Source organism: Plantibacter sp. Leaf314 (assembly GCF_001423185.1).
Lineage (GTDB): Bacteria > Actinomycetota > Actinomycetes > Actinomycetales > Microbacteriaceae > Plantibacter.
This window is the reverse complement of the sequence record NZ_LMOB01000001.1, coordinates 2,233,317-2,256,582: the sequence shown is the minus strand read 5'-3', so window position 1 is coordinate 2,256,582 and position 23,266 is coordinate 2,233,317. Positions and strand designations below refer to the sequence as shown.

Below are 23,266 nucleotides of genomic sequence, written 5' to 3'. Positions count from 1 at the left end.
CGCCGCAACCGTCCTGCGTTGTGGACCGTTCTCAGGAGACCTCCGGCGTGCCGGATGGGTGCGGCGGTGACGCGCCGGGAGTCTCCTGAGTTGGGGATCCGCGGGTGGGGGAGTTCACAATTCAGGACCGGTGCGGCGTGTCGGCACCGGCGGGCCACGGAAACGGGCGGCGCGCCGGAGGCGTCCTGAATTGCGAACCAGGGAGGAGGAGGAGCGGGCTAGCGGAGGGTGCCGTGGACGGCGAACTCGTCGATGCGGGCGAGCTCGGCGTCGTCGAAGTCGAGACGGTGGATCGCCGCGTAGTTGCCCTCGAGCTGCTCGACCGAGCTGGCACCGATGATCGCGGACGTCACCGTGTTCCGACGCAACACCCACGACAGCGCGAGCTGCGCGAGGGTCTGACCGCGCTCCTCGGCGATCGCCTGCAGGCCGCGGGCTCGCTCGAGGTACGTGTCGGTGATCGACTCCTCGTTGAGGAAGTGGCTCGTCGCCGCACGCGAGTCCGACGGCACCGAGCCACCGAGGTAGCGGTCGGTCAGCATGCCCTGCGCGAGCGGGCTGAACACGACGGCACCGAGACCGAGGTCGTCGAGGGTGTCGAGGAGGCCGTCCTCGACCTCGCGGGAGAACATCGAGTACCGGGGCTGGTGCACGAGCAACGGCACGCCGAACTCGCGGATCGCGGCCGCTGCGGCGACGGTCTGCTCGGGCGAGTAGTTCGAGATACCCGCGTACAGGGCCTTGCCCGACTGCACGGCCGAGGCGAGCGCGCCCATGGTCTCCTCGATCGGCGTCTCCGGGTCGGGACGGTGCGAGTAGAACACGTCGACGTACTCGACGCCGATACGCGTGAGGCTCTGGTCGAGCGACGACAGCATGGTCTTGCGGGAGCCCCACTCGCCGTAGGGACCCTGCCACATGTAATAGCCGGCCTTCGAGGTGATGATGATCTCGTCGCGGTGCGCGGCCAGGTCGTCGGCGAAGATCTTGCCGAAGGCGGTCTCGGCGGAACCGGCAGGCGGGCCGTAGTTGTTGGCGAGGTCGAAGTGGGTGATCCCGAGGTCGAAGGCGCGACGCACGATCGCGCGCTGCACCTCGATGCTGCGGCTCTCGCCGAAGTTGTGCCAGAGGCCGAGGGACAGCGCGGGGAGGCGCAGTCCACTGCGGCCGACGCGGCGGTAGGTCATGTCGTCGTAACGGGTTTCGGCTGCTTCGTAGGGCATGGTCTGCGCTTTCATCATCGAATCGTCGTGGTGCCGGTGTCAGCGTACCGTGACCGTTCACGGTGACGACAGTGGCGACGTGGACTACCGTGAGCTGGTGCCGTCCACCTCGTCGACAGACCCGACCACGCCCGCGCCCCAGCCGCGGTCCGGATGCGGTGCGGCCATCGTCCGCGACGGTCGGATCCTGCTGCTCGAACGCCTCCGGGAGCCCGAGGCCGGGTCCTGGGGCATCCCCGGCGGCAAGGTCGACTGGATGGAACGCCTCGAGGACGCGGTCCGCCGCGAGACCCGGGAGGAGACCGGCCTGGAACTCGGACCCGTCGAGCTGCTCTGCGTCGTCGACCACTTCGAAGAACGGCTGCAGCAGCACTGGATCTCGCCCGTGTTCCTCGCGGAGACGTCGCAGGGGGAGCCGGTGCTCCGTGAACCGGAAAAACATGGCGGTGTGCGTTGGTTCCCGCTCGACCACCTGCCCGAGCGCGTGACGGTCTCCACCCGGGCGGCGGTCGAGGCGATCGGTCGGCGTCGGGGACCCGGCCGGTAGAGCGACGCCGACTCGTAGACTCGGGCGCGTGACCGATTCGCGATCGTCCAACGCCCACCACGAGTTCGTGACGTTCGACGCGCTCCGAGCGGAAGCGGTCGAACGACCCGTGCGGCGCGGCGCGGGAGCGTGGGGCTTCTTCGGCACCGTCGCGATCCTGATCGGTGCGCTGCTCGTCCCCGTCGCCATCATGAGCACCTGGGCCGACACCCTCCTCCGGGACACCGACGCCTTCGTGGACACCCTCGCCCCACTCGCCACGGAGCCCGCAGTGCAGGCCTTCGTCGGTGAACAGGCGCTCGCCGCGCTCGAAAGCCAGGTCGACCTCGATGCGGCCGCGGCGAGTTCGTCGGACCTCGCTGCAGCGCTCGGTCTCCCGCCCGCGATCTCGGAGGTGCTCGGCGCGATCGGAGGCGACACCGCCGACGCGTTGCGCGAGGTGCTGCGGCGGAACGTGGCCGAGTTCGCGGCGTCACCCGCCTTCGCGACCGCCTGGACGGACGCCCTGCGGGTCACCCACCAGCAGCTCGTCGCGGGGGTGTCCGGAGCAGACGGCGCGGTGATCGACGTCTCCGCCGAGCAGGGGCTCGGCATCCAGCTCGGTCCGATCGTCTCCGCCACGCGCGGCTGGCTCGTCGACGCGGGGTTCGGGTTCGCCGCGCAGATCCCGGACGTCGACCGCGTGGTCGACGTCGTCCCGGCCGATCAGGTCGCGCCGGTGCTCGCCGTGATCCGGGCGATCGAGACGACCGCGGGATGGTCGCCGTGGCTCGCCCCCGGGCTGCTCGTACTCGGGGTGATCCTCCTGCTGCTCGGACGCCGTGATCCGAGCCGGACCGTGGCAGCGGGGGCCATGGGTGCGGTCGTCGGCGCCGGCGTGGCCCTCGTCCTGCTCGGCGCGGCCCGACTCGCGTTCATCGTCGCGATCGCGACGGTCATCTCCGGCGGGGTCGGTGAGGCCGCGGCGTCGTTGCTCCTCGGCCCGCCGACCGACTCGGCGTGGATCGTGCTGTGGGTGTCGCTCGGGGTCGCCGTGCTCGCGTTCGTCAGCGCCGCGCTCCGTCTCCCTCAGCGAGTCGCCGGTGGCGTCCGGGCTGCGAGGCGTCCGCTCCCTCGTCCGAACGCCTGACCGACCGCTGCCCGCCGGACGGGCGCTCGAGGTTGCCCTCGTGGTCTCGCCGGGGCGCGGCGAGCTTCCGGTGGGCCGGTGCCTCCACGAGGGTGTGGAGGAGCCATGACGCGCCGAGGATCGACCCGGACCAGGCCAGGAGGACGAGCGCACGGAGGGGGAAGGGGAACGCGCCGACCGCTGCCGGCGTGATCGTCTTCGCCAGCAGGATGAGCACGAACACGTGCACGAGGTAGGTGCTGAACGACAACCGCCCGAGCACCTGCGCCGGTCGGCTCCGCAACGCGGCGGTCGTCCGGGGGCTCGCGACCGCCAGGCCGCCGACGACGACCGCAGCGAAGGTGATCGCCGCCCACGCGCGCGGCGCGCCGGGTTCGAGGACGACGGCGGCGATCAGGAGCCCGAGGCCGCCACCCGCCGCGACCCACGCCGCGTGGCCGGTGACCGGGAGCCGTGAGGTCAGCTGCGCCACGCAGACGCCGAGCGCGAAGCCGCACAGCACGCGGACGACCGGGGGCGCCATGCCGTTCATGGCCGACGGCGCGAGCCCGGCCGCGAGGGTCGACACCGCGATCGTCAGGACGGCGACGACGAGCAGGGTCGGGGTCGACCTGCGCCGGGACCGACCGCGGATCGCCAGGGCCATCACCGGGAACAGGAGGAACGCGAGGAACTGGGCGGACAGCGACCAGGCCGGCGGGTTCCACCACAGTGCGTCGCCGAACCAGGCACGGGTCAGCGTGAGCTCGGCGAGGAGGCCGACGGGCGGGAACGCGCCGGGTTCGGAATCGATACCCACGAGTGCCCCGCCGAGGCAGAGCGCCAGGAAGGCGAGGAGGACCGCCACGTGAGCCGGATACAGGCGGGCCAGGCGGTTCCGGAGGTAGCGACCGTAGCTGCGCAAGGTCCAGCGCCTCGCGCCGTACGCCTGGGCGATCGAGTACCCGCTGAGGACGAAGAAGACGTCCACCGCGAGGCCGGTGTGCGCCAGCGGGGCGAGCCAGGAGAGTTCCGGCAGCACGCTGAACAGCCAGTCTGCCGAGTGGGAGTAGACCACCCACCAGGCGGCGAGGGCCCGGGCGCCCGCGAACGCGGTGAGGTCCGCGCGCGGCGTTGCGACCTCGAAGCTCGGGTCGGGTGGGGGCTCGCGGTCCGCGGTCGAGGTCATGGTGCTCCTGGTCGGTCGTGACGCGACGTTCATCGCCGGAATGTCAGTCTAGAGTGCTTCTGTACCTCATGTTTCTGTACTCTGTGATCTGTGAAGACGATCTCGACGAGCGGCCGCGCGGATCGGCGGATGGACGCGGTACCTCCCGAACCGACCCCCGAACCGACGAACACCCCCGAGCCCACCAATACCCCCGAGCCTCCGGACACCCCGGAACCAGCGGATCCGCTGCCGACCCCTCCCGGCGAGGACCCGGCGCCCGAGCCGGCTCCGGCGCCCGCAGGCACCGATGCGGCTCCGGCCTCGTCGCCAGCCGAGCTGGTCCTCGAAGGGCCGGGGATCGACCCGACCGGCGCGACGGTGAGTACGGCGGCGGTCCTCGCGTGGTTCGCCTCGGTCCCCGCCGGGAGCACCGTCGTGGTGCGCGGCGGCGACGTCATCGCGCTCGACGCGACGCTCCGGATCCCGCGTCGCATCCATCTCCGCGGGCATGGCGAGCTCCGGTTCGTGGGTGGCGTCAGCGCCGCGCCGGCACTGAAACTCGTCGGCGACGGCAGCACGGTCACCGGCATCCGGATCACCTACACCGGGCCGGCCGCTCCAGCCACCGGCGGCCGCAGCACCGGCATCGGCATCTGGGCCGACGACGTGACCGTCAGCGGGGTCACCGTCGACGGCTTCCAGAACGGGGTCGCCGTCCAGCCGACCGGTGAGTTCGAAGGGGTGATCGTCTCCGGGTGCCACATCCTGAACGTCACCGGCTCGGGCGGGGGCCGTGGTTCCGCCTCATCGGCGGGCGAGGACCGCGGCGACGGCATCACCGTCTGGGGAGCTCGAGCCACCGTGGTCGGCAACATCGTCTCGGCGGCGGCCGGGACGGACGCCCGCGTCGGCATCCACGCCGAGAGCCTGCCCGCGTATGCGGCCGAGCCTGGTGACTGGGCCGACTCGCTGGTCACGATCGAGGGGAACGTCGTGACGGGGCCGTTCCGGCGGTCCATCGCCGTGGAGGGCATGGCCCACACGGTGGTCACCGGCAACACCGTCTCCGACGCGACCTGGTGGGGCATCGCCGCCATCGACAGCCGCTCCGTCGCCCTGGTCGCGAACACGGTGCGCTGGACCCGCACGGCCGCCGACGACCAGGGGTCGGCCTGGACGCCGAAACGCGGCCCCATCATGATCTACCGGAACGCCCGGGGGACGGTGGTCGCGAACAACGTCATCGACGTCTGTGGGGTCGCGAGCGCCGCGATCATGGCACAGGCGGCGGGGGCGCCGGGGTCGGCCACCGTCGTCGGGGCCAGCGACGCCCTCATCACCGACAACATGGTCCGAATCGCCGACGGCACCTGCCCCGTCGGGATCTCCCTCGATCGGGCGATGCAGCCGGTCGTCACGGGCAATCGCATCACCGTCACCCGCGGGTCAGGCTCCGTGGGTGGCATCGTCGCCTACTTCGCCGAGGACGCCGTCATCGCCGACAACTCCATCACCGGCTCCGCGACCTCGCACGGGTTCGGCGTGCTGCATGAGGGGCCCGGCTCCGTCGTGATCACCGGGAACCGGATCGACCACATCCGGGTCGCCGTCTCCGTGGCCAACTGCAGCGGAGGTGCCACCATAGCCACCAACACCGGTCGCGACTGCGAGTACGGACTCGACACCTTCGGATCGACCGGGCGCTCGGTGGTGTACGGCAACCGCTGGGAGGTGACGAACACCGCGCACGCCAACGCGCAACCGAACACGAGCTACCTGTCGACGCGGCACATGGGGCTCGCCCGCCCGTACGGCGGTGCGTCGGGCGACCTCCTCGTCGGGAACGGCCGTCTGTGGGTGAACGACCAGGGCACCTGGCGCTCGGCCACCCTGAGCTGAACCGACGGGCGGGCCCTCGGTGTCCGAGAGCCCGCCCGCTGGTGGTCGTGGTGGGGAGGTGCGGCGTCAGCTGCGCGGTGCGTGCGACGCGTCGGGTCCGCCCGTGGGCACGGCCCCGTCGGTCGCCGCCGCCTGCTCGCCACCACGGAACTGCGTGCGGTAGAGCTCCGCGTACGCGCCGTCGACCTCGAGCAGCTGCGCATGCGAGCCCTGCTCGACGATGCGGCCGTTCTCCATCACGAGGATCGTGTCGGCGTCGCGGATCGTCGAGAGCCGGTGGGCGATCACGAACGACGTCCGGTCGCTCCGCAGCGCCGCCATGGCGTGCTGCACGAGGAGCTCCGTGCGGGTGTCGACGGACGAGGTCGCCTCGTCGAGGATGAGGAGCTTCGGCTTCGCGATGAAGGCACGGGCGATCGTGATGAGCTGTCGCTCACCGGCCGACACGCTGCCGCCGTCGGCGTCGAGGACGGTGTCGTATCCGTCGGGCAGCTGCCGTACGAAGCGGTCGACCATCGTCGCCTCAGCAGCTTCGACGACCTCCTCGTCACTCGCATCGAGTCGGCCGTACCGGATGTTCTCGCGGATGGTTCCCTCGAACAGCCAGGCGTCCTGCAGGACCATGCCGACCTGCGACCGCAGCTCGGCACGCGTCAGTGCCGTGACGTCGACGCCGTCGAGCAGGATGCGCCCGCCGGTCAGCTCGTAGAACCGCATCACCAGGTTGACAAGGGTCGTCTTGCCGGCGCCGGTCGGGCCGACGATCGCGACCGTCTGACCCGGCTGCGCGGAGAAGGAGAGGTCCTCGATGAGGGGCTTCTCGGCGTCGTAGCTGAAGGAGACCCCGTCGAACTCGACGTGGCCGTCGGTGTGCTCGGGCAGGTGTGCCGTCGCCGTCTCCGGGTCCTGTTCCTCGGCGTCGAGCAGCTCGAAGGTGCGCTCGGCGGAGGCGACACCCGACTGCAGCTGGTTCGCCATGCCGGCGATCTGGCCGAGCGGCTGCGAGAACTCGCGCGAGTACTGGATGAACGCGGTCGCGTCGCCGAGCGTCATCTGCCCGGAGGCGACGCGCAGCCCGCCGACCACGGCGATGAGCACGTACGACAGGTAGGAGACGAAGGTCATCGCGGGCATGATCATCCCGGAGACGAACTGCGCACCGAACGCTGCGGTGAAGAGCTTCTCGTTGCGCTCGTCGAACTCGGCGAGCATCTCCTTGTCGCGACCGAACACGCGCACCAGCTCGAGGCCGGAGAACGACTCCTCGATGTGCCCGTTGAGCGAACCGGTGTTCTTCCACTGCGCGGTGAACAGCTTCTGCGAGCGGGAGCCGATGACCCCGGCGATCAGCGCCGACAGTGGCAGGGCGATGAGTGCGATGAGGGCGAGCTGCCACGACACGATGAACATCATCGCCGTGATGCCGAGGACGGTGAGCGCAGACTGGACGAGCTGCGAGAACGCCTGCTGGAGCGCGGTCTGGATGTTGTCGACGTCGTTTGTGACGCGAGACATGAGGTCGCCGCGCTGGCGGGTGTCGAAGTAGCTGAGCGGGAGGCGGTTGAGCTTCCGCTCGATGTCCTGGCGGAGGTTGTAGACGACCCGCATGACGAGGCCGTTGAGGACGTACCCCTGCGCCCAGTTGAGGATCGAGGCGATCACGTACATCGCGAGCACGATGATGATGAGCCGGCCGAGCAGGGTGAAGTCGATGCCCTGACCGGGCGTGATGTCGGACTTCACGAGCATGTCGGCGTACTGGTCGTTGCCGGACGCCCGCGCTTCGTCGACGATCTGGTCGAGCGGCACACCCGTCGGCAACTGCGAGCCGATGACACCGTTGAAGATCGCGTCCATCGCGAGCCCGAGGATCTTCGGTGCGATGACGGTGAGGACGACCGACAGGACGACGAGCCCCACGACGAGGCTCATCTTCAGCTTCTCGGGGGCGAGCAGCCCGACGAGCCGCTTCGCGGACGGCCAGAACTGCTCGGCCTTCTTGGAGGGGGTGCCGCCGAACATGTCGCCGTCGGCCTCGCTCGGCGTGAACTCCGGCGAGAGGGCCTCCTCCTCGACGGCGTTCAGCTCGGGAGCCTGAGCGGCGTCCTTCGATGCTCCGGATGAGCGCTTGTCTCGTGGTGAACGGGCCATGATCACGCCACCCCTTCCACAGCGAGCTGCGATTGGACGATCTCGCGATACGTCTCGTTGGATTCGATGAGGTCGTCGTGGGTGCCGCGGCCGACGATGCCGCCGTCGTCCATGACGATGATGTGGTCGGCCTCGCGGATCGTGGCGATCCGCTGGGCGACGATGATGACCGTCGCGTCGGCGGTGCTCTCCCCGAGGGCCGCGCGGAGGCGGGCGTCGGTCGAGACGTCGAGGGCCGAGAAGGAGTCGTCGAACAGGTACACGCGGGGCTTCGCGACGAGCGCGCGAGCGATGCAGAGGCGCTGTCGTTGCCCTCCGGACACGTTCGTGCCGCCCTGCGCGACGCCGTCGTTCAGCATCTTCGGCTTCGCGCGGACGAAGTCCTCGGCCTGGGCGACGTCGAGTGCGCTCCACAGCTCTTCGTCGGTGGCGTCGGGGCGGCCGAAGCGGAGGTTCGACGCGATCGTGCCCGAGAAGAGGTAGGGCTTCTGCGGGACGATGCCGACCACGCCGGCGATCTGCTGCCGGGTGAGCTGCGAGACGGGCACGCCGTCGATCGTGACGTGTCCCTGCTGCGGGTCGTAGAGGCGGGGGATGAGTGACAGCAGCGTCGTCTTGCCGGAACCGGTGGAGCCGACGATCGCGGTGGTCTTGCCGGGTTCCGCCGTGAACGTGATGTTCGACAGCACGGGACGCTCGGCCCCCGGGTACCCGAAGGTGACGCCGGTGAACTCGACGCGACCGACGGACGGCACGCGGATGTCGGTGCTCGTCGGGACGGCGAGGCTCGGCTCGGTGTCGAGGACGCTCTGGATGCGCTCGGCGCAGACGACGGCGCGCGGGATCATCATCACCATGAAGACGCCCATCATCACCGAGGTGAGGATCTGGAGCAGGTACTGGAGGAAGGCGGTGAGCGAGCCGACCTGCATCTGCCCGGCGTCCACCCGGTGGCCGCCGAACCACAGCACGGCCGCGGTGGCGAGGTGCAGGACCATCATGATGACGGGGAACATGAGCACGAAGATGTTGCCGACCTTGACGGACACCCGGGTGAGGGACTCGTTGGCCCGGTTGTAGCGCTCCGACTCGAACGGCTCGCGGACGAAGGCGCGGACGACGCGGATGCCGATGATCTGCTCGCGCAGCACGCTGTTGATGCCGTCGATGCGGTCCTGCATCTGCCGGAACAGGGGCATGAGCAGGTAGACGAGGAACCCGACGATGATGAACAGTACGGGTACCGACACCCACACGAGCCAGGAGAGCCCGGCGTCCTCGCGGAGGGCCATGATGATGCCACCGACGCACATGATCGGCGCGGACACCATGAAGTTGAGGGTCATGAGCACGAGCATCTGCACCTGCTGCACGTCGTTCGTGCCGCGGGTGATGAGCGTCGCGCTGCCGAAGCCGCTGATTTCGAGCGCGCCGAGCGAGTCGACCTTGCGGTAGAACTCGCGGCGCAGGTCGCGGCCGATCGCCATCGCGGTGCGTGCGCCGAAGTAGACGCCGCCGATGGCCGCGGCCACCTGGACCAGGCAGACGATCAACATCGTCATGCCCGTGGACCAGATGAAGTCGGTGTCGCCCCGCGAGACGCCCTGATCGATGATCTGGGCGTTCAGGCTGGGGAGGTAGAGGGCCGCGATCGTGGAGACGAGCTGCAGCACGAAGACCGCGACGACCCACGCCGCGTACGGCTTGGCGTGTCGGAGCGCGAGGGCGAGGAGGGCCATGTGAGGTCCTTTGACGATTCGTGTCCGGTGCGCGGGAGGGCGTGCGGACGGAGGAGAGGTGGAGCCGGCCTGGCGAGCACGCCAGTGCTCCCGGCGATGCTCGGTCGGCGGGAGAGGGTGGTGCCCGTGTGACGATACTCCGAGCCGGTGACACCGGGGTGTCCTGGTTCGGAATCGTGATCAACGCCGACGCGACCACCGATCAGCGAGCGACGGTCCAGCATATATTCCAGATGCCCAGCCCGCGAATCGACCGGGTTCGAGCGGCTCGGCTCAGTCCACGCCCACCGTGATGGTGTGCCAGCCTTCGGCTCCGTTCGGGACCACGTCGACAGGGGTCTCGCTCTGGGTCTTCCCGCTCGCGTCGGTGGCCCGCACGGCGATGGTGTGGTCGCCGGCCGGGGCGTCCCACTCGAGCACCCACTGCACCCAGGTGTCGTCGGAGATGGCCGACGCGAGGGTCGTGTCGACCCAGTCGCCGTCGTCGATCCGCACCTGGACGCGTTCGACGCCGGTGTGCGGTGCCCACGCGACGCCCGCGACGGCGACGGTGCCGGCCGCGACCCGCCCGCCGTTGCGGGGGACGTCGATGCGCGACTCCGTCTTGATGGGCCCACGCTCGGACCAGCCGCGGTCGGTCCAGTAGGCGCGGGCGTCGGCGTAGCGGGTGACCTCGAGCTCGACGACCCACTTCGTGGCGGAGACGTAGCCGTAGAGGCCGGGGACGACCATGCGCACGGGGAAGCCGTGCTGCAGGGGCAGCGGTTCGCCGTTCATCCCGACGGCGAGGAGGCTGTCGCGGTTCACATCCTGCAACACCTCGAGCGGGGTCCCGGCGGTGAAACCGTCGATGCTCCGGGACAGGACCATGTCGGCACCGGCCAGCGGTTTGGCGCGCGCGAGCAGCTCGCGGATGGGGTGGCCGAGCCACAGGGCGTTCCCGATGAGGTCGCCGCCGACGGGGTTGGAGACGCAGGTCAGGGTGATGATCGACTCCTGCAGGGGGAGGGCCAGCAGCTCGGCGAAGTCGATCTCGATCTCCTGCTCGACCATGCCGGTGATCTTGAGGCTCCACGTCGAGGGGTCGACGTTCGGCACCTGCAGGGCGGTGTCGATCCGGTAGAAGGAGTCGTTGGCCGACACGACTGGGGTGAGCCCGTCGATGCCGAGTTCCGCTCCGGCCGGGACCGGCGGTGCGGCGACGGCGGCCTTCGGGAGCTTCAGGGCCTTCCGGATGGTCTCCACGGCGACGGCTCCGGCCGACGCCACACGGGCACCGACCCCCACGACGAGAGCGCCCACGGCCGTGCCGCCGAGGAGCACGAGGAACGAACGTCGGGGGAGTTCTGCGCGGGAGGCGCCCACGACCGGGCGGGCGGCGTCGGTGAGGGTCGCGTCGTCCCAGGTGCGGAGGCGCGCCACGAGGAGGCGCAGGATCAGGATGCCGACCGCCGTGCCGACGATGCTCGGGAACGCCCAGTCGAGCCCGGCGTCGGCCCGGGTGATCGCCGCGACGACCGCGACCCCGCCGACCAGCGCGAGTGCGAGGCAGCCGACGACCGGGCGGCGCTCCTCGAGGACACCGATGCCGACCGCGAGTGCCGCGACCAGGACACCGAGCACGATGAGCAGCACGAGCTTGTCGTTCGTGCCGAACAGGGCGATGACGAGGTCCTTCACCCAGCCGGGCACGAGGTCGATGACGAGGGAGCCGACCGCGAGGAGCGGCGAACTCGCCGGTGCGACGAACGCTGCGACGGCCTCGGCCGACCCGAGGGTGGCGACGGCTGCGACGATGCCGGACGCGCCGGCGAGCAGGGTACGACGGCGAGGCTCCATGCCCGTCATGCTACGCGCGCCCGCTGGACATTCCTCCCGGAACCGGCGCTAGAGGGGTGACTCGGGCGTTCGTGCCCGTAGCCTGGGGTGATGACCGCAGTCGGGCTCGGAATCCCTCGTATCGGGTCGCCACTCAGGCGCATCCCGGACGCTGCCGGACGCCCCGACGTCGACGGCCTCATCGACCGCTTCGGACGCGTCGCCCGCGACCTCCGGGTGTCGATCACCGAGAAGTGCTCCCTGCGGTGCACCTACTGCATGCCGGAGCAGGGGCTCCCGGCGATCGCCCGCGAGGACCTCCTCACGCCGACGGAGATCGGTCGCCTCGTCGAGATCGCCGTCCGCGACCTCGGGGTGCACGACATCCGCTTCACCGGTGGCGAGCCGCTCATGCGCCCCGACCTCGCCGAGATCATCTCCCGCAGTTCCGCCGTCGCCGGCGACGCGTCGATCTCCATGACCACGAACGGCATCGGCCTCGACAAGCGGGTCGACGAACTCGTCGCCGCCGGGCTCACCCGCGTGAACATCTCGCTCGACACCGTCGACCGTGACCACTTCGCGCGGCTCACCCGTCGCGACCGTCTCCCGGCGGTACTCGCCGGGATCGAGGCCGCCAAGCGGGCCGGGTTGACGCCGCTGAAGATCAACGCGGTCCTCATGCGCGACACCCTCGACGGTGCGGTCGCCCTGCTGTCCTGGGCCATCGAGAACGGGTGCCGCCTCCGGTTCATCGAGCAGATGCCGCTCGACGCCGACGAGCAATGGGTGCGCGAGAACATGGTCGACGCGGCCGAGCTGCTCGACGTGCTCGGCTCGCGCTTCACGCTGACGGCCCCGCACCGCGAGGACCCGTCGGCTCCGGCCGAGGAGTGGCTCGTCGACGGCGGCCCGGCGACGGTGGGCATCATCGCCTCGGTCACGCGCTCGTTCTGCGACGACTGCGACCGCACGCGGCTCACCGCAGAGGGCACGATCCGGTCGTGCCTGTTCGGCGACGACGAGACCGACCTCCGCGGCATGCTGCGCTCGGGCGTCGAGGACGTCGAGATCGCCGACCGCTGGCGCGCCGCCATGTGGCACAAGCAGGCCGGACACCGCATCGCGTCGGCCGACTTCGTCCGCCCGGAGCGGAGCATGGGGGCGATCGGTGGCTGAGACGACGACCCAGCAGGTGCTCGTCCGCTACTTCGCCGCGGCCGAGGAGGCCGCCGGTGTGCCGGAGGAGTCCCTCCCCGCGGTGGCGACGGTGGGCCAGCTGAAGACGGTGCTGTCGGAGCGCTACGGCGACGCGATGGTGCGGGTGCTCGCCTCAGGGTCGTTCCTCGTGGACGGGGTCGTCAGCCGCGACGACGAACGTCCGCTCGGTGCACGCGTGGACGTCCTGCCGCCGTTCGCCGGCGGCTAAGAGGGCGACGCCGCTAGGACGACGCCGACGAGGTGTCGCGTTCGGAGCCCGCGCGGGCGGCCCGCTGTTGGAACCAGCGGACGACGCCCCGGATGCGGTGGTGTTTGGCGGCGACCTCCTCGCGGTCGTCACCGGGCTCGTCGACCCCGGGGATCGGTCCGTCGGGGTAGTCGGCGAGGCGTTCGGACCGCATCGTCCAGTCAGGGAAGCGGCGGTAGGGGATCTCCTCTTCGAGCAGGATCCGCATGTCGCGGTGTCTGGCGTCCGCCCACAGCTTCTTCAGCACGTGCTGGACGACCACCGGAGGGCCCTCGATGACCTGGAAGAAGTCGTCAGCCTTGACGGCGAGCATCCCGGTCAGGCCCGAGCGCTCGTTGTTCTCCCGCGACTGTCGGAGCAGCGCGTCCAGGGTGGGACGGGTCAGCGGGGTGGACGAGGTGCTCACGTATGTCACGGAGAGCAACGCGGGTTCGGGCTGCGTCATACTCCGTGACCTTACACGCCAGGTGTCGAATAGGTCACTGGGAGGCGTGCCATGCACGGCGCGCGACCCCCGCTGAGCGGAACGCGAGGACGAGCGAGGCGATCGCGCCGACGACGGTCGTCAGGAAGGCTGCGAAGGCGAGCATCTGGAGGAGTTCGCCCACCGACGACGATCGGCCGATGTACGGCGGGATCTCGTCCGACACGGTGTTCCCGACCCCGAAACCGGCGAAGAACATGGCCAGGAGCCCCAGCCAGACGAGCATCGATCCGAGGGTCGCGACATGGACCCAGTGGGTGCCGAGGCGCCCGCGCCATCCGAAGGACGTGAACACCAGGATGGCGGTGAGGCCGAGGAGGAACGCGATCGCGACGCCGACGAGACCGACGGCCAAGGCGGTCGGGCTGAAGACGCCGTAGATCGCCTCGAGGCCGTACGAGTCGTCCGTCATCGCGAGCGGCGCCCAGATGAGTTCCTCGATGGGGGCGAGCACGAGCATCACCGTCGCGGCGACCGCCCATACGATCACGGCGATGCGCTGCGGGCGGAGGTCGCGGCGTGCGTCGGGCGTCTGCATGGACTCCACGCTAGGCGCTCGACGACGCCGGGGCGTCATCCTGCCGAGGTGTCCTCGGGCGACGGTGCCTCGCCGAGGAGCGCCAACCGTTTCGCGAGGTACGGCGCCGTCCGACTGGCCGGGTCCGCGGCGAGGGTGTCCGGTGTGCCGGCGGAGACGATCCGTCCGCCCGCGTCACCTCCGGACGGCCCGAGGTCGATGACCCAGTCCGCCGCGGCGACGACGTCCATCTCGTGCTCGACCACGACGACGGTGTCACCGGAGTCGACGAGCGCGTTCAACTGCGCGAGCAGGCGACGGACGTCGGACGGGTGCAGACCGGTCGTCGGCTCGTCCAGGAGGTAGAGGGTGTGCCCGCGGCGCACCCGCTGCAGTTCCGTCGCGAGCTTGATGCGCTGCGCTTCGCCGCCCGACAGTTCGGTGGCCGGCTGGCCGAGCCGCAGATACCCGAGGCCGACCTCGAGCAGGGTGCGGAGGCTCCGTGCCGCCGCCGGAACGGACGCGAGGAAGTCCGCCGCCTGCTCCACGGTCAGCGCGAGCACGTCGGCGATCGACTTCCCGTCGTAGGTGACCTCGAGCGTCTCCGCGTTGTAACGCGCGCCACCACAGGTCGGGCACTTGCCGTAGCTACCGGGGAGGAACAGGAGTTCGACGGAGACGAAGCCCTCACCGAGACAGGTCTCGCAGCGGCCGCCCGCGACGTTGAACGAGAACCGGCCGGCCGAGTAGCCGCGCTCGCGGGCCAGGTCCGTTGCGGCGAAGGCCGCGCGGACGGCGTCGAAGAGTCCGGTGTAGGTCGCGAGGTTCGAGCGCGGCGTGCGTCCGATCGGCTTCTGGTCCACCCGCACGAGGCGGTCGATGTGCTCGAGGCCCGTCGTGCGGCGGACGGACAGGGTGTCAGCGTGCCCGTCCGGGACGGTCGCCTCGGCCAGACCGGCGCCGGTCGCATCCGGCTCGTCCGTCGCGTCGTCCTCGTCGAGTACGTCGTCACGGTCGCCGCCTGCGCGCAGGTGGTCCCGGACGACGTCGCGGAGGACCCGGCTCACGAGCGTCGACTTACCGGAACCCGAGACGCCCGTAACCGCCACGAAGGTGCCCAGGGGGATCTCCGCGTCGACACCGGCGAGGTTGTGCAGGCTGATGCCCTCGACCTTCAGCCATCCGCGCGGTTCCCGCAGCGCACGACGAGCGTCGGCCGACCCGGCCGCTTCGGGGAAGAGGAAGGGACGCGTCGCCGAGGCCTCGACGTCGGCGAGCCCTGAGACCGCACCGCTGTAGAGCACCTCGCCGCCGCCCTCGCCGGCACCCGGTCCGACGTCGACGATCCAGTCGGCGTTCCGGACGACGTCCATGTTGTGCTCGACGACGTACACCGAGTTGCCCGAGCGTTTGAGCTGCTCCAGCACGTCGAGCAGGGGCTCAGCATCGGCCGGGTGGAGGCCCGCCGACGGCTCGTCGAGCACGTAGACGACCCCGAAGAGCCCGGACCGCAGCTGGGTCGCCAGTCGGAGTCGCTGCATCTCACCCGGGGACAACGTCGTCGTCACCCGGCCGAGCCCCAGATAGCCGAGGCCGAGGTCGGTGAGGACCCCGATGCGCGCGAGGAGGTCGGTCGTGATGGCGACGGCCACGTCGGTGCGCTCGCCGGAGAGTGTCGTCGGGAGCGCCGGTGCGGCGTCGGTCAGCTCGGTCGTCGGCCGGATGACCTCGGCGAGTTCCGTCATCGGGAGGGCGTTGAGCTCGGCGATGGTCCGGCCGGCGAAGGTGACGGCCAGGGCCTCACGGCGGAGCCCGGTGCCGTGGCACAGCGGGCAGGGGCCGGAGCGGACGAACTGCAGCACCTTGTTCCGCATCATCTGGCTCTTGGAGTCGGAGAGGGTGTGGAAGACGTACTGCTTGGCGCTCCAGAACATGCCGTTGTACGGCTTCGCGACCCGGTCGCGTTGCGGGGTGATCTGCACCACCGGCTGCTCCTCGGTGAAGAGGATCCAGTCGCGGTCCTCCTGATCGAGCTCGCGCCACGGCCGGTCGACGTCGTAGCCGAGCGCGATGGTGATGTCGCGGAGGTTCTTCGCCTGCCAGGCTCCGGGCCAGGCGGCGATCGCGCCCTCGCGGATGCTGAGCGACGGGTCGGGCACGAGGGAGTCCTCCGTGACCGTGTGCGCGACGCCGATGCCGTGGCACTCGGGGCAGGCGCCGACGGCGGTGTTCGGGGAGAACGCGTCGGAGTCGAGCCGGGTCGTGAAGCCCTCGGGGAAGGTGCCGGCGCGCGAGAAGAGCATGCGGAGGGAGTTCGAGAGCGTGGTGACGGTGCCGACGCTGGAGCGTGAGCTGGGGGCACCGCGGCGCTGCTGCAGGGCGACCGCCGGCGGAAGACCCGAGATGGAGTCGACGTGCGGGTCGTGGCCCTGCTGGATCAGTCGCCGGGCGTAGGGGGCGACGGACTCCAGGTACCGGCGCTGCGCCTCGGTGAAGATGGTCCCGAACGCGAGGGACGACTTCCCGGAACCGGAGACGCCCGTGAAGGCGACGATCGCGTCGCGGGGGACGTCGACGTCCACGTTGCGGAGGTTGTTCTCGTTGGCTCCCCGGACGCGGACGAACGGGTCGGATGCTTCGGGGGCGTGTTCGGGCATCAGATCACCCTACGTCGCCGCGGCCCGATGGGCGACCGGGTTGACGTGCTCCGGCCGACGAGCGGTGTCGGCGGTTCCGGGCAGGATCGAGGCATGACTCGTGAACATTCCTGGCGCGGCTGCGTCTTCATCGGCGTGAGCCTGGACGGATTCATCGCGGGGCCCGACGGCGACCTCGACTGGCTCACCGGACTCGCGCCGCGAGACCACACCGCGGATGCGCCGGGGGAGCACCCGGCACTCGTCTGGGAGACGTTCTTCCCGGACGTCGACACCCTGGTGATGGGTCGGACCACCTACGAGACCGTCCGCGGCTTCGACGAGTGGCCGTTCGAGGGCAAGCGGGTCGTCGTGTTGAGTACCACGCTGGAAGCCGGGGACGACCGCATCGCGATCGCCGGGTCGCTCGACGATGCCGTGGCTTTGCTCGACGAGGCCGGAGCCGGGCGTGTCTACATCGACGGTGGCAGGACGATCCAGGCGTTCCTGGGCGCCGGCCTCGTTGACGAGCTGACGGTGTCGGTCGCCCCGGTCCTCATCGGTTCCGGCGCACGCCTCTTCGGCGACCTCGACGCCGACGTCCTCCTGCGGCTCCGAGGCACCCACGCGACGCCCGAGGACGGGCTCGTGCGCATCACCTACGACGTGCTGGCAAAGGACGCCTAGGCGCCGTCACGATTATTGCGTTTTCGCGATACAGCCCGATACAGCCCAATACAACGCGATTCCCGCGCGGCGCGCGCTACAGACCGACCCACTCCGTCTCGCCGTCTGCGAGGTGCTGACGCTTCCAGATGGGGACGGTGCGCTTGATCTCCTCGACGAGGCGCTCACACGCGGCGAAAGCCTCGGCACGGTGGGCGGCCGCGACGGCGGCGACGAGCGCCAGGTCACCCACGACGAGGGAACCGACCCGGTGCGCGGCGGCCACCCGCAGACCGGTCTCCGCGGCGACGGTGCGGCAGCAGTCCTCCAGGAACCGCTGGGCGTCCGGGTGCGCCCGGTAGTCGAGGGCGTCGACCGCCTCGCCGTGATCGTGGTCGCGGACGATCCCCCGGAAGGCGACGAGTGCGCCGTTGGCGGGCGCCGCCACGAAGTCCTCGATCGCATGCGCGTCGAGAGGTGACTCGGAGATGAGGGCGAGGACCTCGGGAACCGTCGACTCACTCATGCGCGCCACCTCCGGCGATCTGGGCGACGAGGTGGTCGAGCAGGCCGTCGAGGACGCTGAGTCCGTCCTTCACGCCGCCGGTCGACCCGGGCAGGTTCACCACGACGGTGCCGCCGGACACCCCGGCGAGCCCGCGGCTGAGCGCCGCGGTCGGGGTCTTGGTCGACCCGAGCGTACGGATCGCCTCCGCGATGCCGGGCAGCTCGCGGTCGAGGTGCGGCCGGGTCGCCTCCGGGGTGCGGTCGCTCGGCGAAAGGCCGGTGCCGCCCGTCGTGATGAGCACCGCGGGCGCAGCATGCAGCGCCGCCGCGATCGCAAGGTGCACGTCCGCGTCTGACACGACCGTCACCGCGTCGACCGCGTACCCGCGATCAGCGAGCCAAGCCGAGATGCGCGGCCCCGTGAGGTCCTCACGCGTGCCCGCTGCGCCGGCGGTTGAGGCGACGATGACGGCTGCAGTCCCCGGACGGACCACTCGCTCCGTCGGCACCGCGACCGTTGCCGAGTCCTGCGAGTCGGGCGTCCAGTCCCCGCGCTTGCCGCCGGACTTCTCCAGCAGGCGGATGTCGCCGAGGACCGAGGCGGGGTCGACGGCCTTCGTCATGTCGTGGAGGGTCAGGCCGGCGATCGACGCAGCCGTGAGGGCCTCCATCTCGACCCCGGTCTGCCCGGTGGTCTTCGCGGTCGCCGTGATCACGATCGAGTCCTCGGTGAAGGCGAAGTCGAGGCTCACGGAGGAGAGCGCGAGCTGGTGGCAGAGCGGGATGAGCTCGCTCGTCCGCTTGGCTCCCGCGATGCCCGCGATGCGCGCGGTCGCGATGACGTCCGCCTTCGGCAGCCCGTCGGCCTGGACGAGTGCGATGACGTCCGGCCGCGTGGTGAAGGTCGCCGTCGCCGTCGCGACCCGCTTCGTCGTGGCCTTGTCGCCCACGTCGACCATCCGTGCGCGGCCGTCGTCGTCGAGGTGCGTGAGCCCGGTCATAGCGTCCATGCTTCCACAGCGTCCCCGGCCTCGAGCGCGAGGACGTCCTCGGGGATCACGAGGAGGACATCGGAGGCGGCGAGACCGGCGACGAGGTGCGAGCCGGGACCGGCGACGGGTTCGACACGACCGTCGTCGCGCCGGCGTCCACGGAGGAACTGTCGCTTCCTTGGCACCGACTGCACCGCGACGGCGAGCTTGGCCGGGCCGCGAGCCGCCTGCGGCAGTCCGGCCGCACGACGCAGGACCGGGGCGACGAAGACCTCGAACGAGAGCTGCGTGCTGACCGGGTTGCCGGGGAACGCGATGATCGGGACACCACGGTACGCGCCGAGCGCCTGTGGCCCGCCGGGCTGCATCGCGACCGATCCGATCCAGCCGTCCAACGGCCCGAGCACGTCGCGGACGACCTCGTGGTCGCCCATCGAGATGCCGCCGGAGGTGAGGATGAGGTCGGCGTCGCCGTGCAGCTCGTCGAGGAGCGCGAGCAGGGCGTCGCGGTCGTCGACCACCCGCGCCCGCCGGACGACCTCGGCTCCCACCGCGACGACGGCGGCCGCCAACGCGGTCCCGTTCGAGTCGAAGGTCTGGCCGAGCGTGGGCGTCTCGCCGGGTTCGACGAGTTCCGCACCGGTGGTGACGATCGCGATGCGCGCCCGCCGCCGCACCTCGACCGTCGTGATGCCGGCGGCCGCCAGGACGGCCAGGTGACGCGAGGCGAGACGGATCCCGGCGGGGAGCAGTTCGTCACCGGCGTGGACGTCGCTGCCGCGTTCGCGGACGAAGAGCCCTGACGTGCGCTCGCCGCCGGAGCGCGGGGCCCCGAGGACGACGGTCTCGGTCCCGTCGGGCGCGGTCTCGACCGCCGACTCCTCGACGGGCACCACGACGTCCGCGCCGGGCGGCACCACCGCCCCCGTCATGATCCGCACCGAGGTGCCGGCCTGGAGCTCGGCCGGTTCGATCGGCCGTGCGGCGATCTCCCCGACCACCCGGAGTCGCGTCTCACCAGCGGTGAGGTCCGCGGATCGCACGGCGAACCCGTCCATCTGCGAGTTGCGGAACAGCGGCAGCTCGACGGGGGAGGTCACGGCGACGGCCGTCACCCGACCAGCGGCGTCGTCGATCAGCACGGATTCGGTGCCGGTGCTCGTCACAGGGCCGAGGACGGCTGCGACGTCCGAGGCATGCTCCTCGACCCGCTTCCGGCTCGGGGGTGGCGTCGTCGTCATTGTGGGTCCCGTCGTCGAGGTCGGTCGGAGGTGGTGCACGGGGTGTTCGGAGCGGTGGTCAGTACCGGGGGACGGTCGGGTCGACGAGTCGCGACCAGGCGTCGATGCCGCCCTCGAGGTGGACGGCCGCGTAACCGCGTTCGAGCAGCAGCCGGAGCGCGGACTCGGAGCGGATGCCGTGGTGGCAGTAGACGACCACCGGTGTCTGCGGGTCGAGGCCGTGGAGTGTCTCCGGGAGGGAGCCGAGCGGCATGAGCGTCGACCCGGGCAGGCGGGCGATCTCCGCCTCCCAGGGCTCCCGGACGTCGAGGAGGACGGATCCGTCGTCGCTGGCGGCCAGTTGCTGCGCGGTGACCGTGCGGCCGGCGTGCCGGGGTGCGTGTGGTGCTGCCGATGCCGCGCTCGCCGCATCCCCTCCCGGCGTCCGATGCAGATGCTCGTCGAGCGACACCTGCCGGGCGCCGGCCGGGTCGCGCTCGTAGCGGAGCTCGCGGAAGCCGCCGCTCAGACCGTCGAACATCGTCACGCGCCCGAGCGACGGCGTCCCGACGCCCGTGAGGACCTTGATCGCCTCGGTCGCCATGATCGAGCCGATGACACCGACCGTGGTGGGCAGGACGCCGCCCGCTTCGCAGGAGAGGATCGAACCGTCGGTCGGCGGGTGGGGGAAGAGGTCGCGGTAGCGGGGGCCGCGGCTCGCCCAGCTGAGCCCTGCCTGCCCGCCGTACTGCGACACGGCACCCCAGACGAGCGGGACGTCGGCGAGGGTGGCCGCGTCGTCGACGAGGTACCTGGTCTCGAAGTTGTCGCTGCCGTCGATGACGAGGTCGATCCGTGCGTCCGCCAGGAGCCCCATGATCTCGCCCGGCCCGAGGCGGAGTCGATGACGGACGATCGTCGCGTCGGTGTTGATGGCGAGCGCGCGGTCCGCGGCGGAGTCGACCTTGGGACGGCCGATGTCGCCGGTGCTGTGGACCGTCTGCCGGTGCAGGTTGCTGAGCTCGACCTCGTCGTCGTCCACGAGGTGGATCGCACCGTCGCCGGCGCCGACGCCGGCTGCGGCGAGGGCGGGGATCACGATGCTGCCGAGGCCACCGGCACCGACGATCAGGACGCGGGCGTCGGCCAGGCGTCGCTGCGCCGCCAGACCGAAGCCGGGGAGGGCGAGCTGCCTGGCGTACCGCGCGGTCGAGGACATGCGCCGATTATCCCACCGGGTCCGTGACCGCCGCCCCTCAGACCGGGTTCACGCGCGTGCGCAGGAGGCAGAAGGCGTTGCCCTCCGGATCGGCGAGCACGTGCCAGGACTCGTCGCCGGTCTGCCCGATGTCGGCCGGGCGCGCCCCGAGCGCGAGCAGTCGGGTGAGTTCCGCGTCCTGGTCGCCGTCGGTCGGGCTGACGTCGATGTGGAGCCGCGACTTCTGCTGCGGCGGGTCGTCGCTCCGGCTGAGGATGATGGTCGGCTGCGATCCACCGAAGCCGTCGCGCGCTCCGATCTCGACGCCGTCTTCATCGCGGTCGAGCACGACGAAGTCCAGCACCTCGCACCAGAAGCGGGCGAGCGCCTCCGGGTCGCGGCAGTCCAGGACGAGTTCACTGATTCGACATGACATGGCGGCACTGTACCGAGCCGCGTGCATCCAGTGGAACCCGTTGCGGATCCGGCCGTCACTCCTCGTCGGCGGTCTCCGCCCAGCGTTCGAGCGTCATCGTGAAGCCGCGGACGAGTCGGTCGAAGCTGCGGTCGAGGTCGCGGTCGAGCCCGAACGAGCCGGCGGCCTCGAGGGAGACGAAGCCGTGCAGCGTGGAGCGGAACGCGCGGATCGCGTCGATGGCGTCGTCGCCGCGCAGTTCGTAGGCAGTGAGGACGTCGGAGATGACCTGGATGGCGTCGAGCGATGCCGTCGCGTCCTCCTCGTCGTCCGGCCCCGCGATCCACTGCGCGGCGGTGTAGCGCGCCGGGTGGTCGAGCGCCCACTGCCGGTACGCCAGGGCCATGCCGTGGATCGCGTCCGCACCCGAGCGGCCGACCGCGGCACGACGCAGCACGTCGCCGAGCTCGGCCTTGGCCTGCAGCGAGATGCTGCGACGCAGGCCGGCCAGGGAGTCGAGGTGCTTGTAGAGCGACGGTTGTCGGACGCCGAGTCGCTCGGCGAGTGCGGCGAGCGTCAGGGACTGGAGGCCGACCTCGTCGGCGAGCACCGCCGCCTCACTGACGACCCGCTCCCGGCTGAGACCCGCCCTAGGCACGGTGCAGTGCCGTCTGGAGGAAGCCGAGGACGGCGCGGGAGGTGACCTCGGGCTGCTGCGCCTGCGGGTAGTGACCGGCGTCCTGGACCAGGACGACCTCGGCGCTCAGGGTGTCGCCGATCCACTGCGCCTCGGCCGACGGGTCGGAGAAGTCGGGGTCCTTGTCGCCCATGATGACGAGGGTGGGTGCGCTCACGCGGCTGAGGACCGCCTCAGCCGGGGCGTGGTCGGTCTGCCTGGTGGTCTGCGAGAACGCCTTGCCGTAGGCGGGACGGCGCAGGCTCGTGTAGACGGCGTCGCGGTAGTCGTCGAAGTCGACCGGCTTGCGACCGGCGTTGAGCGTGGGGAGGTAGGCCTTCCAGACCCGCGCCACCCAGAGCGGTGCGGTCATCGCCCGGAAGAGCGCCTGCATGACGGCGCCCGCCTTCGGGTTGCGGACGAACGGCCCGACGAGGACGAGGGCGCTGACGTCCTCGGGGTGTTCCGCGGCGACGATCACGCCGGCTCCCGCCGCGAGGGAGTTGCCGACGACGACGGCCGGTGCACCGAGCTCGCGGATGAGGGCGTGGATGTCCGAGGCGGTCGCGACGTCGCCGTAGCTGGAGAACGTGGTGTCGCTGTCGCCGTGACCGCGGAGGTCGGTGGATGCGACCCGGTAGCCGGCGGCGGCGAGCTCGGGTGCGAGGAAGCGGTAGGAGGAGCGGAGCTCGCCCATGCCGGGGACGAGGATGACGAGCGGGCCTTCGCCCTGCAGCTCGTAGGCGATCTTGCCCTCCGGGCGGTGGAGGTGGCGGGTGGCGGATCCTGCGGACGCCGGGTTCGTGTTCATGAAGCTATCTTGACTCGCCG

The 23,266-nt window shown here is 70.9% G+C and carries 21 protein-coding genes; 6 read left to right on the top strand and 15 right to left on the bottom strand.

Annotated elements, in window-relative coordinates; genetic code table 11:
• Positions 1 to 218: 218 nt before the first annotated feature.
• Positions 219 to 1,223 (bottom strand): aldo/keto reductase, encoded by a 1,005-nt coding sequence (locus ASF68_RS10625; RefSeq protein WP_056011794.1) that lies wholly within the window; start codon positions 1,221 to 1,223, stop codon positions 219 to 221.
• A 79-nt stretch (positions 1,224 to 1,302) separates the two neighbouring features.
• Here ASF68_RS10625 and ASF68_RS10620 point away from each other — a divergent pair, with 79 nt between their 5' ends.
• Together ASF68_RS10620 and ASF68_RS10615 are read left to right on the top strand one after the other, a co-directional pair.
• Positions 1,303 to 1,770, top strand: a complete 468-nt coding sequence (locus ASF68_RS10620) for an NUDIX domain-containing protein (RefSeq protein WP_200921067.1) — start codon at positions 1,303 to 1,305, stop codon at positions 1,768 to 1,770.
• Between the two features lie 28 nt (positions 1,771 to 1,798).
• Entirely contained in the window at positions 1,799 to 2,899 is a 1,101-nt protein-coding gene (locus ASF68_RS10615; protein WP_056010006.1) for a hypothetical protein, read from the top strand.
• Here ASF68_RS10615 and ASF68_RS10610 read toward each other — a convergent pair.
• Positions 2,817 to 4,067, bottom strand: coding sequence for an acyltransferase (locus ASF68_RS10610; protein WP_162239354.1), 1,251 nt, complete (start codon positions 4,065 to 4,067; stop codon positions 2,817 to 2,819). The genes ASF68_RS10615 and ASF68_RS10610 overlap by 83 nt on opposite strands.
• A gap of 129 nt (positions 4,068 to 4,196) precedes the next feature.
• Here ASF68_RS10610 and ASF68_RS10605 point away from each other — a divergent pair, with 129 nt between their 5' ends.
• Positions 4,197 to 5,948, top strand: a complete 1,752-nt coding sequence (locus ASF68_RS10605; protein WP_056010002.1) for a right-handed parallel beta-helix repeat-containing protein — start codon at positions 4,197 to 4,199, stop codon at positions 5,946 to 5,948.
• A gap of 66 nt (positions 5,949 to 6,014) precedes the next feature.
• Here ASF68_RS10605 and ASF68_RS10600 read toward each other — a convergent pair whose 3' ends face one another.
• From ASF68_RS10600 to ASF68_RS10590, 3 genes are all read right to left on the bottom strand, one after another.
• Positions 6,015 to 8,099 carry an ABC transporter ATP-binding protein gene (locus ASF68_RS10600; protein WP_056011789.1) on the bottom strand — a complete coding sequence of 695 codons (2,085 nt, stop codon included), beginning with the start codon at positions 8,097 to 8,099 and terminating at the stop codon, positions 6,015 to 6,017.
• A 2-nt stretch (positions 8,100 to 8,101) separates the two neighbouring features.
• Positions 8,102 to 9,838: an ABC transporter ATP-binding protein gene (locus tag ASF68_RS10595; RefSeq protein WP_056010000.1), complete on the bottom strand. Its 1,737-nt coding sequence runs from the start codon at positions 9,836 to 9,838 to the stop codon at positions 8,102 to 8,104.
• Between the two features lie 273 nt (positions 9,839 to 10,111).
• Entirely contained in the window at positions 10,112 to 11,677 is a 1,566-nt protein-coding gene (locus ASF68_RS10590) for a molybdopterin-dependent oxidoreductase (protein WP_056009998.1), read from the bottom strand.
• 90 nt (positions 11,678 to 11,767) lie between these two features.
• Here ASF68_RS10590 and moaA point away from each other — a divergent pair, with 90 nt between their 5' ends.
• Positions 11,768 to 12,835, top strand: coding sequence for a GTP 3',8-cyclase MoaA (gene moaA / locus ASF68_RS10585; RefSeq protein WP_056009996.1), 1,068 nt, complete (start codon positions 11,768 to 11,770; stop codon positions 12,833 to 12,835).
• Entirely contained in the window at positions 12,828 to 13,085 is a 258-nt protein-coding gene (locus tag ASF68_RS10580; protein ID WP_056009994.1) for a MoaD/ThiS family protein, read from the top strand. The genes moaA and ASF68_RS10580 overlap by 8 nt, the downstream gene beginning before the upstream one ends.
• 13 nt (positions 13,086 to 13,098) lie before the next feature.
• On the opposite strand, the gene ASF68_RS10575 is transcribed toward ASF68_RS10580, so the two are convergent.
• Genes ASF68_RS10575 through ASF68_RS10565 form a run of 3 tightly spaced genes read right to left on the bottom strand, consistent with a single transcriptional unit; the run spans position 13,099 to position 16,782 of the window.
• A complete protein-coding gene (locus ASF68_RS10575) occupies positions 13,099 to 13,569 on the bottom strand; it encodes a BLUF domain-containing protein (RefSeq protein WP_056009992.1) in 471 nt (156 codons plus the stop codon).
• A gap of 34 nt (positions 13,570 to 13,603) precedes the next feature.
• Positions 13,604 to 14,146, bottom strand: coding sequence for a hypothetical protein (locus ASF68_RS10570; RefSeq protein ID WP_056009990.1), 543 nt, complete (start codon positions 14,144 to 14,146; stop codon positions 13,604 to 13,606).
• A gap of 35 nt (positions 14,147 to 14,181) precedes the next feature.
• A complete protein-coding gene (locus tag ASF68_RS10565) occupies positions 14,182 to 16,782 on the bottom strand; it encodes an excinuclease ABC subunit UvrA (protein ID WP_056009988.1) in 2,601 nt (866 codons plus the stop codon).
• Positions 16,783 to 16,875: 93 nt separating this feature from the next.
• Between ASF68_RS10565 and ASF68_RS10560 the strand changes: the two genes are divergently transcribed.
• On the top strand, positions 16,876 to 17,448 hold the full coding sequence (locus ASF68_RS10560) for a dihydrofolate reductase family protein (RefSeq protein WP_056009986.1): 573 nt from the start codon (positions 16,876 to 16,878) through the stop codon (positions 17,446 to 17,448).
• Positions 17,449 to 17,524: 76 nt separating this feature from the next.
• Here the strand turns inward: ASF68_RS10560 and ASF68_RS10555 are convergent, their stop codons facing one another.
• From ASF68_RS10555 to ASF68_RS10525, 7 genes are read right to left on the bottom strand one after another with little or no spacing between them, the layout of a single operon-like run.
• Complete coding sequence (locus ASF68_RS10555; protein ID WP_056011786.1) at positions 17,525 to 17,953, bottom strand: molybdenum cofactor biosynthesis protein MoaE; 429 nt, start codon at positions 17,951 to 17,953, stop codon at positions 17,525 to 17,527.
• Positions 17,946 to 18,935, bottom strand: a complete 990-nt coding sequence (gene moaCB / locus ASF68_RS10550; RefSeq protein WP_056009984.1) for a bifunctional molybdenum cofactor biosynthesis protein MoaC/MoaB — start codon at positions 18,933 to 18,935, stop codon at positions 17,946 to 17,948. The genes ASF68_RS10555 and moaCB overlap by 8 nt, the downstream gene beginning before the upstream one ends.
• Positions 18,932 to 20,167, bottom strand: coding sequence for a gephyrin-like molybdotransferase Glp (gene glp, locus ASF68_RS10545; RefSeq protein WP_056009982.1), 1,236 nt, complete (start codon positions 20,165 to 20,167; stop codon positions 18,932 to 18,934). Before glp ends, moaCB begins: the two co-directional genes overlap by 4 nt.
• A gap of 58 nt (positions 20,168 to 20,225) precedes the next feature.
• Positions 20,226 to 21,365 (bottom strand): ThiF family adenylyltransferase, encoded by a 1,140-nt coding sequence (locus ASF68_RS10540; RefSeq protein WP_056009980.1) that lies wholly within the window; start codon positions 21,363 to 21,365, stop codon positions 20,226 to 20,228.
• Between the two features lie 37 nt (positions 21,366 to 21,402).
• On the bottom strand, positions 21,403 to 21,780 hold the full coding sequence (locus tag ASF68_RS10535; RefSeq protein ID WP_056011783.1) for a VOC family protein: 378 nt from the start codon (positions 21,778 to 21,780) through the stop codon (positions 21,403 to 21,405).
• 55 nt (positions 21,781 to 21,835) lie between these two features.
• Positions 21,836 to 22,417, bottom strand: a complete 582-nt coding sequence (locus ASF68_RS10530; protein ID WP_056009978.1) for a TetR/AcrR family transcriptional regulator — start codon at positions 22,415 to 22,417, stop codon at positions 21,836 to 21,838.
• The gene (locus tag ASF68_RS10525) at positions 22,410 to 23,246 is read right to left on the bottom strand and encodes an alpha/beta fold hydrolase (protein ID WP_056009976.1); all 837 of its coding nucleotides are present in this window, start codon (positions 23,244 to 23,246) and stop codon (positions 22,410 to 22,412) included. Before ASF68_RS10525 ends, ASF68_RS10530 begins: the two co-directional genes overlap by 8 nt.
• Between the last annotated feature and the right edge of the window lie 20 nt (positions 23,247 to 23,266).

What these genes read in the sequence shown, in the direction of transcription:
- ASF68_RS10535 (WP_056011783.1), bottom strand. Translation starts at nt 21,780, where the DNA reads ATGTCATGTCGAATCAGTGAACTCGTCCTGGACTGCCGCGACCCGGAG.
- ASF68_RS10555 (WP_056011786.1), bottom strand. Translation starts at nt 17,953, where the DNA reads ATGAGTGAGTCGACGGTTCCCGAGGTCCTCGCCCTCATCTCCGAGTCA.
- moaA (WP_056009996.1), top strand. Translation starts at nt 11,768, where the DNA reads ATGACCGCAGTCGGGCTCGGAATCCCTCGTATCGGGTCGCCACTCAGG.
- ASF68_RS10625 (WP_056011794.1), bottom strand. Translation starts at nt 1,223, where the DNA reads ATGCCCTACGAAGCAGCCGAAACCCGTTACGACGACATGACCTACCGC.
- ASF68_RS10570 (WP_056009990.1), bottom strand. Translation starts at nt 14,146, where the DNA reads ATGCAGACGCCCGACGCACGCCGCGACCTCCGCCCGCAGCGCATCGCC.
- ASF68_RS10575 (WP_056009992.1), bottom strand. Translation starts at nt 13,569, where the DNA reads ATGACGCAGCCCGAACCCGCGTTGCTCTCCGTGACATACGTGAGCACC.
- ASF68_RS10595 (WP_056010000.1), bottom strand. Translation starts at nt 9,838, where the DNA reads ATGGCCCTCCTCGCCCTCGCGCTCCGACACGCCAAGCCGTACGCGGCG.
- ASF68_RS10600 (WP_056011789.1), bottom strand. Translation starts at nt 8,099, where the DNA reads ATGGCCCGTTCACCACGAGACAAGCGCTCATCCGGAGCATCGAAGGAC.
- ASF68_RS10560 (WP_056009986.1), top strand. Translation starts at nt 16,876, where the DNA reads ATGACTCGTGAACATTCCTGGCGCGGCTGCGTCTTCATCGGCGTGAGC.
- ASF68_RS10590 (WP_056009998.1), bottom strand. Translation starts at nt 11,677, where the DNA reads ATGGAGCCTCGCCGTCGTACCCTGCTCGCCGGCGCGTCCGGCATCGTC.
- ASF68_RS10525 (WP_056009976.1), bottom strand. Translation starts at nt 23,246, where the DNA reads ATGAACACGAACCCGGCGTCCGCAGGATCCGCCACCCGCCACCTCCAC.
- ASF68_RS10605 (WP_056010002.1), top strand. Translation starts at nt 4,197, where the DNA reads ATGGACGCGGTACCTCCCGAACCGACCCCCGAACCGACGAACACCCCC.
- ASF68_RS10565 (WP_056009988.1), bottom strand. Translation starts at nt 16,782, where the DNA reads ATGCCCGAACACGCCCCCGAAGCATCCGACCCGTTCGTCCGCGTCCGG.
- ASF68_RS10610 (WP_162239354.1), bottom strand. Translation starts at nt 4,067, where the DNA reads ATGACCTCGACCGCGGACCGCGAGCCCCCACCCGACCCGAGCTTCGAG.
- moaCB (WP_056009984.1), bottom strand. Translation starts at nt 18,935, where the DNA reads ATGACCGGGCTCACGCACCTCGACGACGACGGCCGCGCACGGATGGTC.
- glp (WP_056009982.1), bottom strand. Translation starts at nt 20,167, where the DNA reads ATGACGACGACGCCACCCCCGAGCCGGAAGCGGGTCGAGGAGCATGCC.
- ASF68_RS10540 (WP_056009980.1), bottom strand. Translation starts at nt 21,365, where the DNA reads ATGTCCTCGACCGCGCGGTACGCCAGGCAGCTCGCCCTCCCCGGCTTC.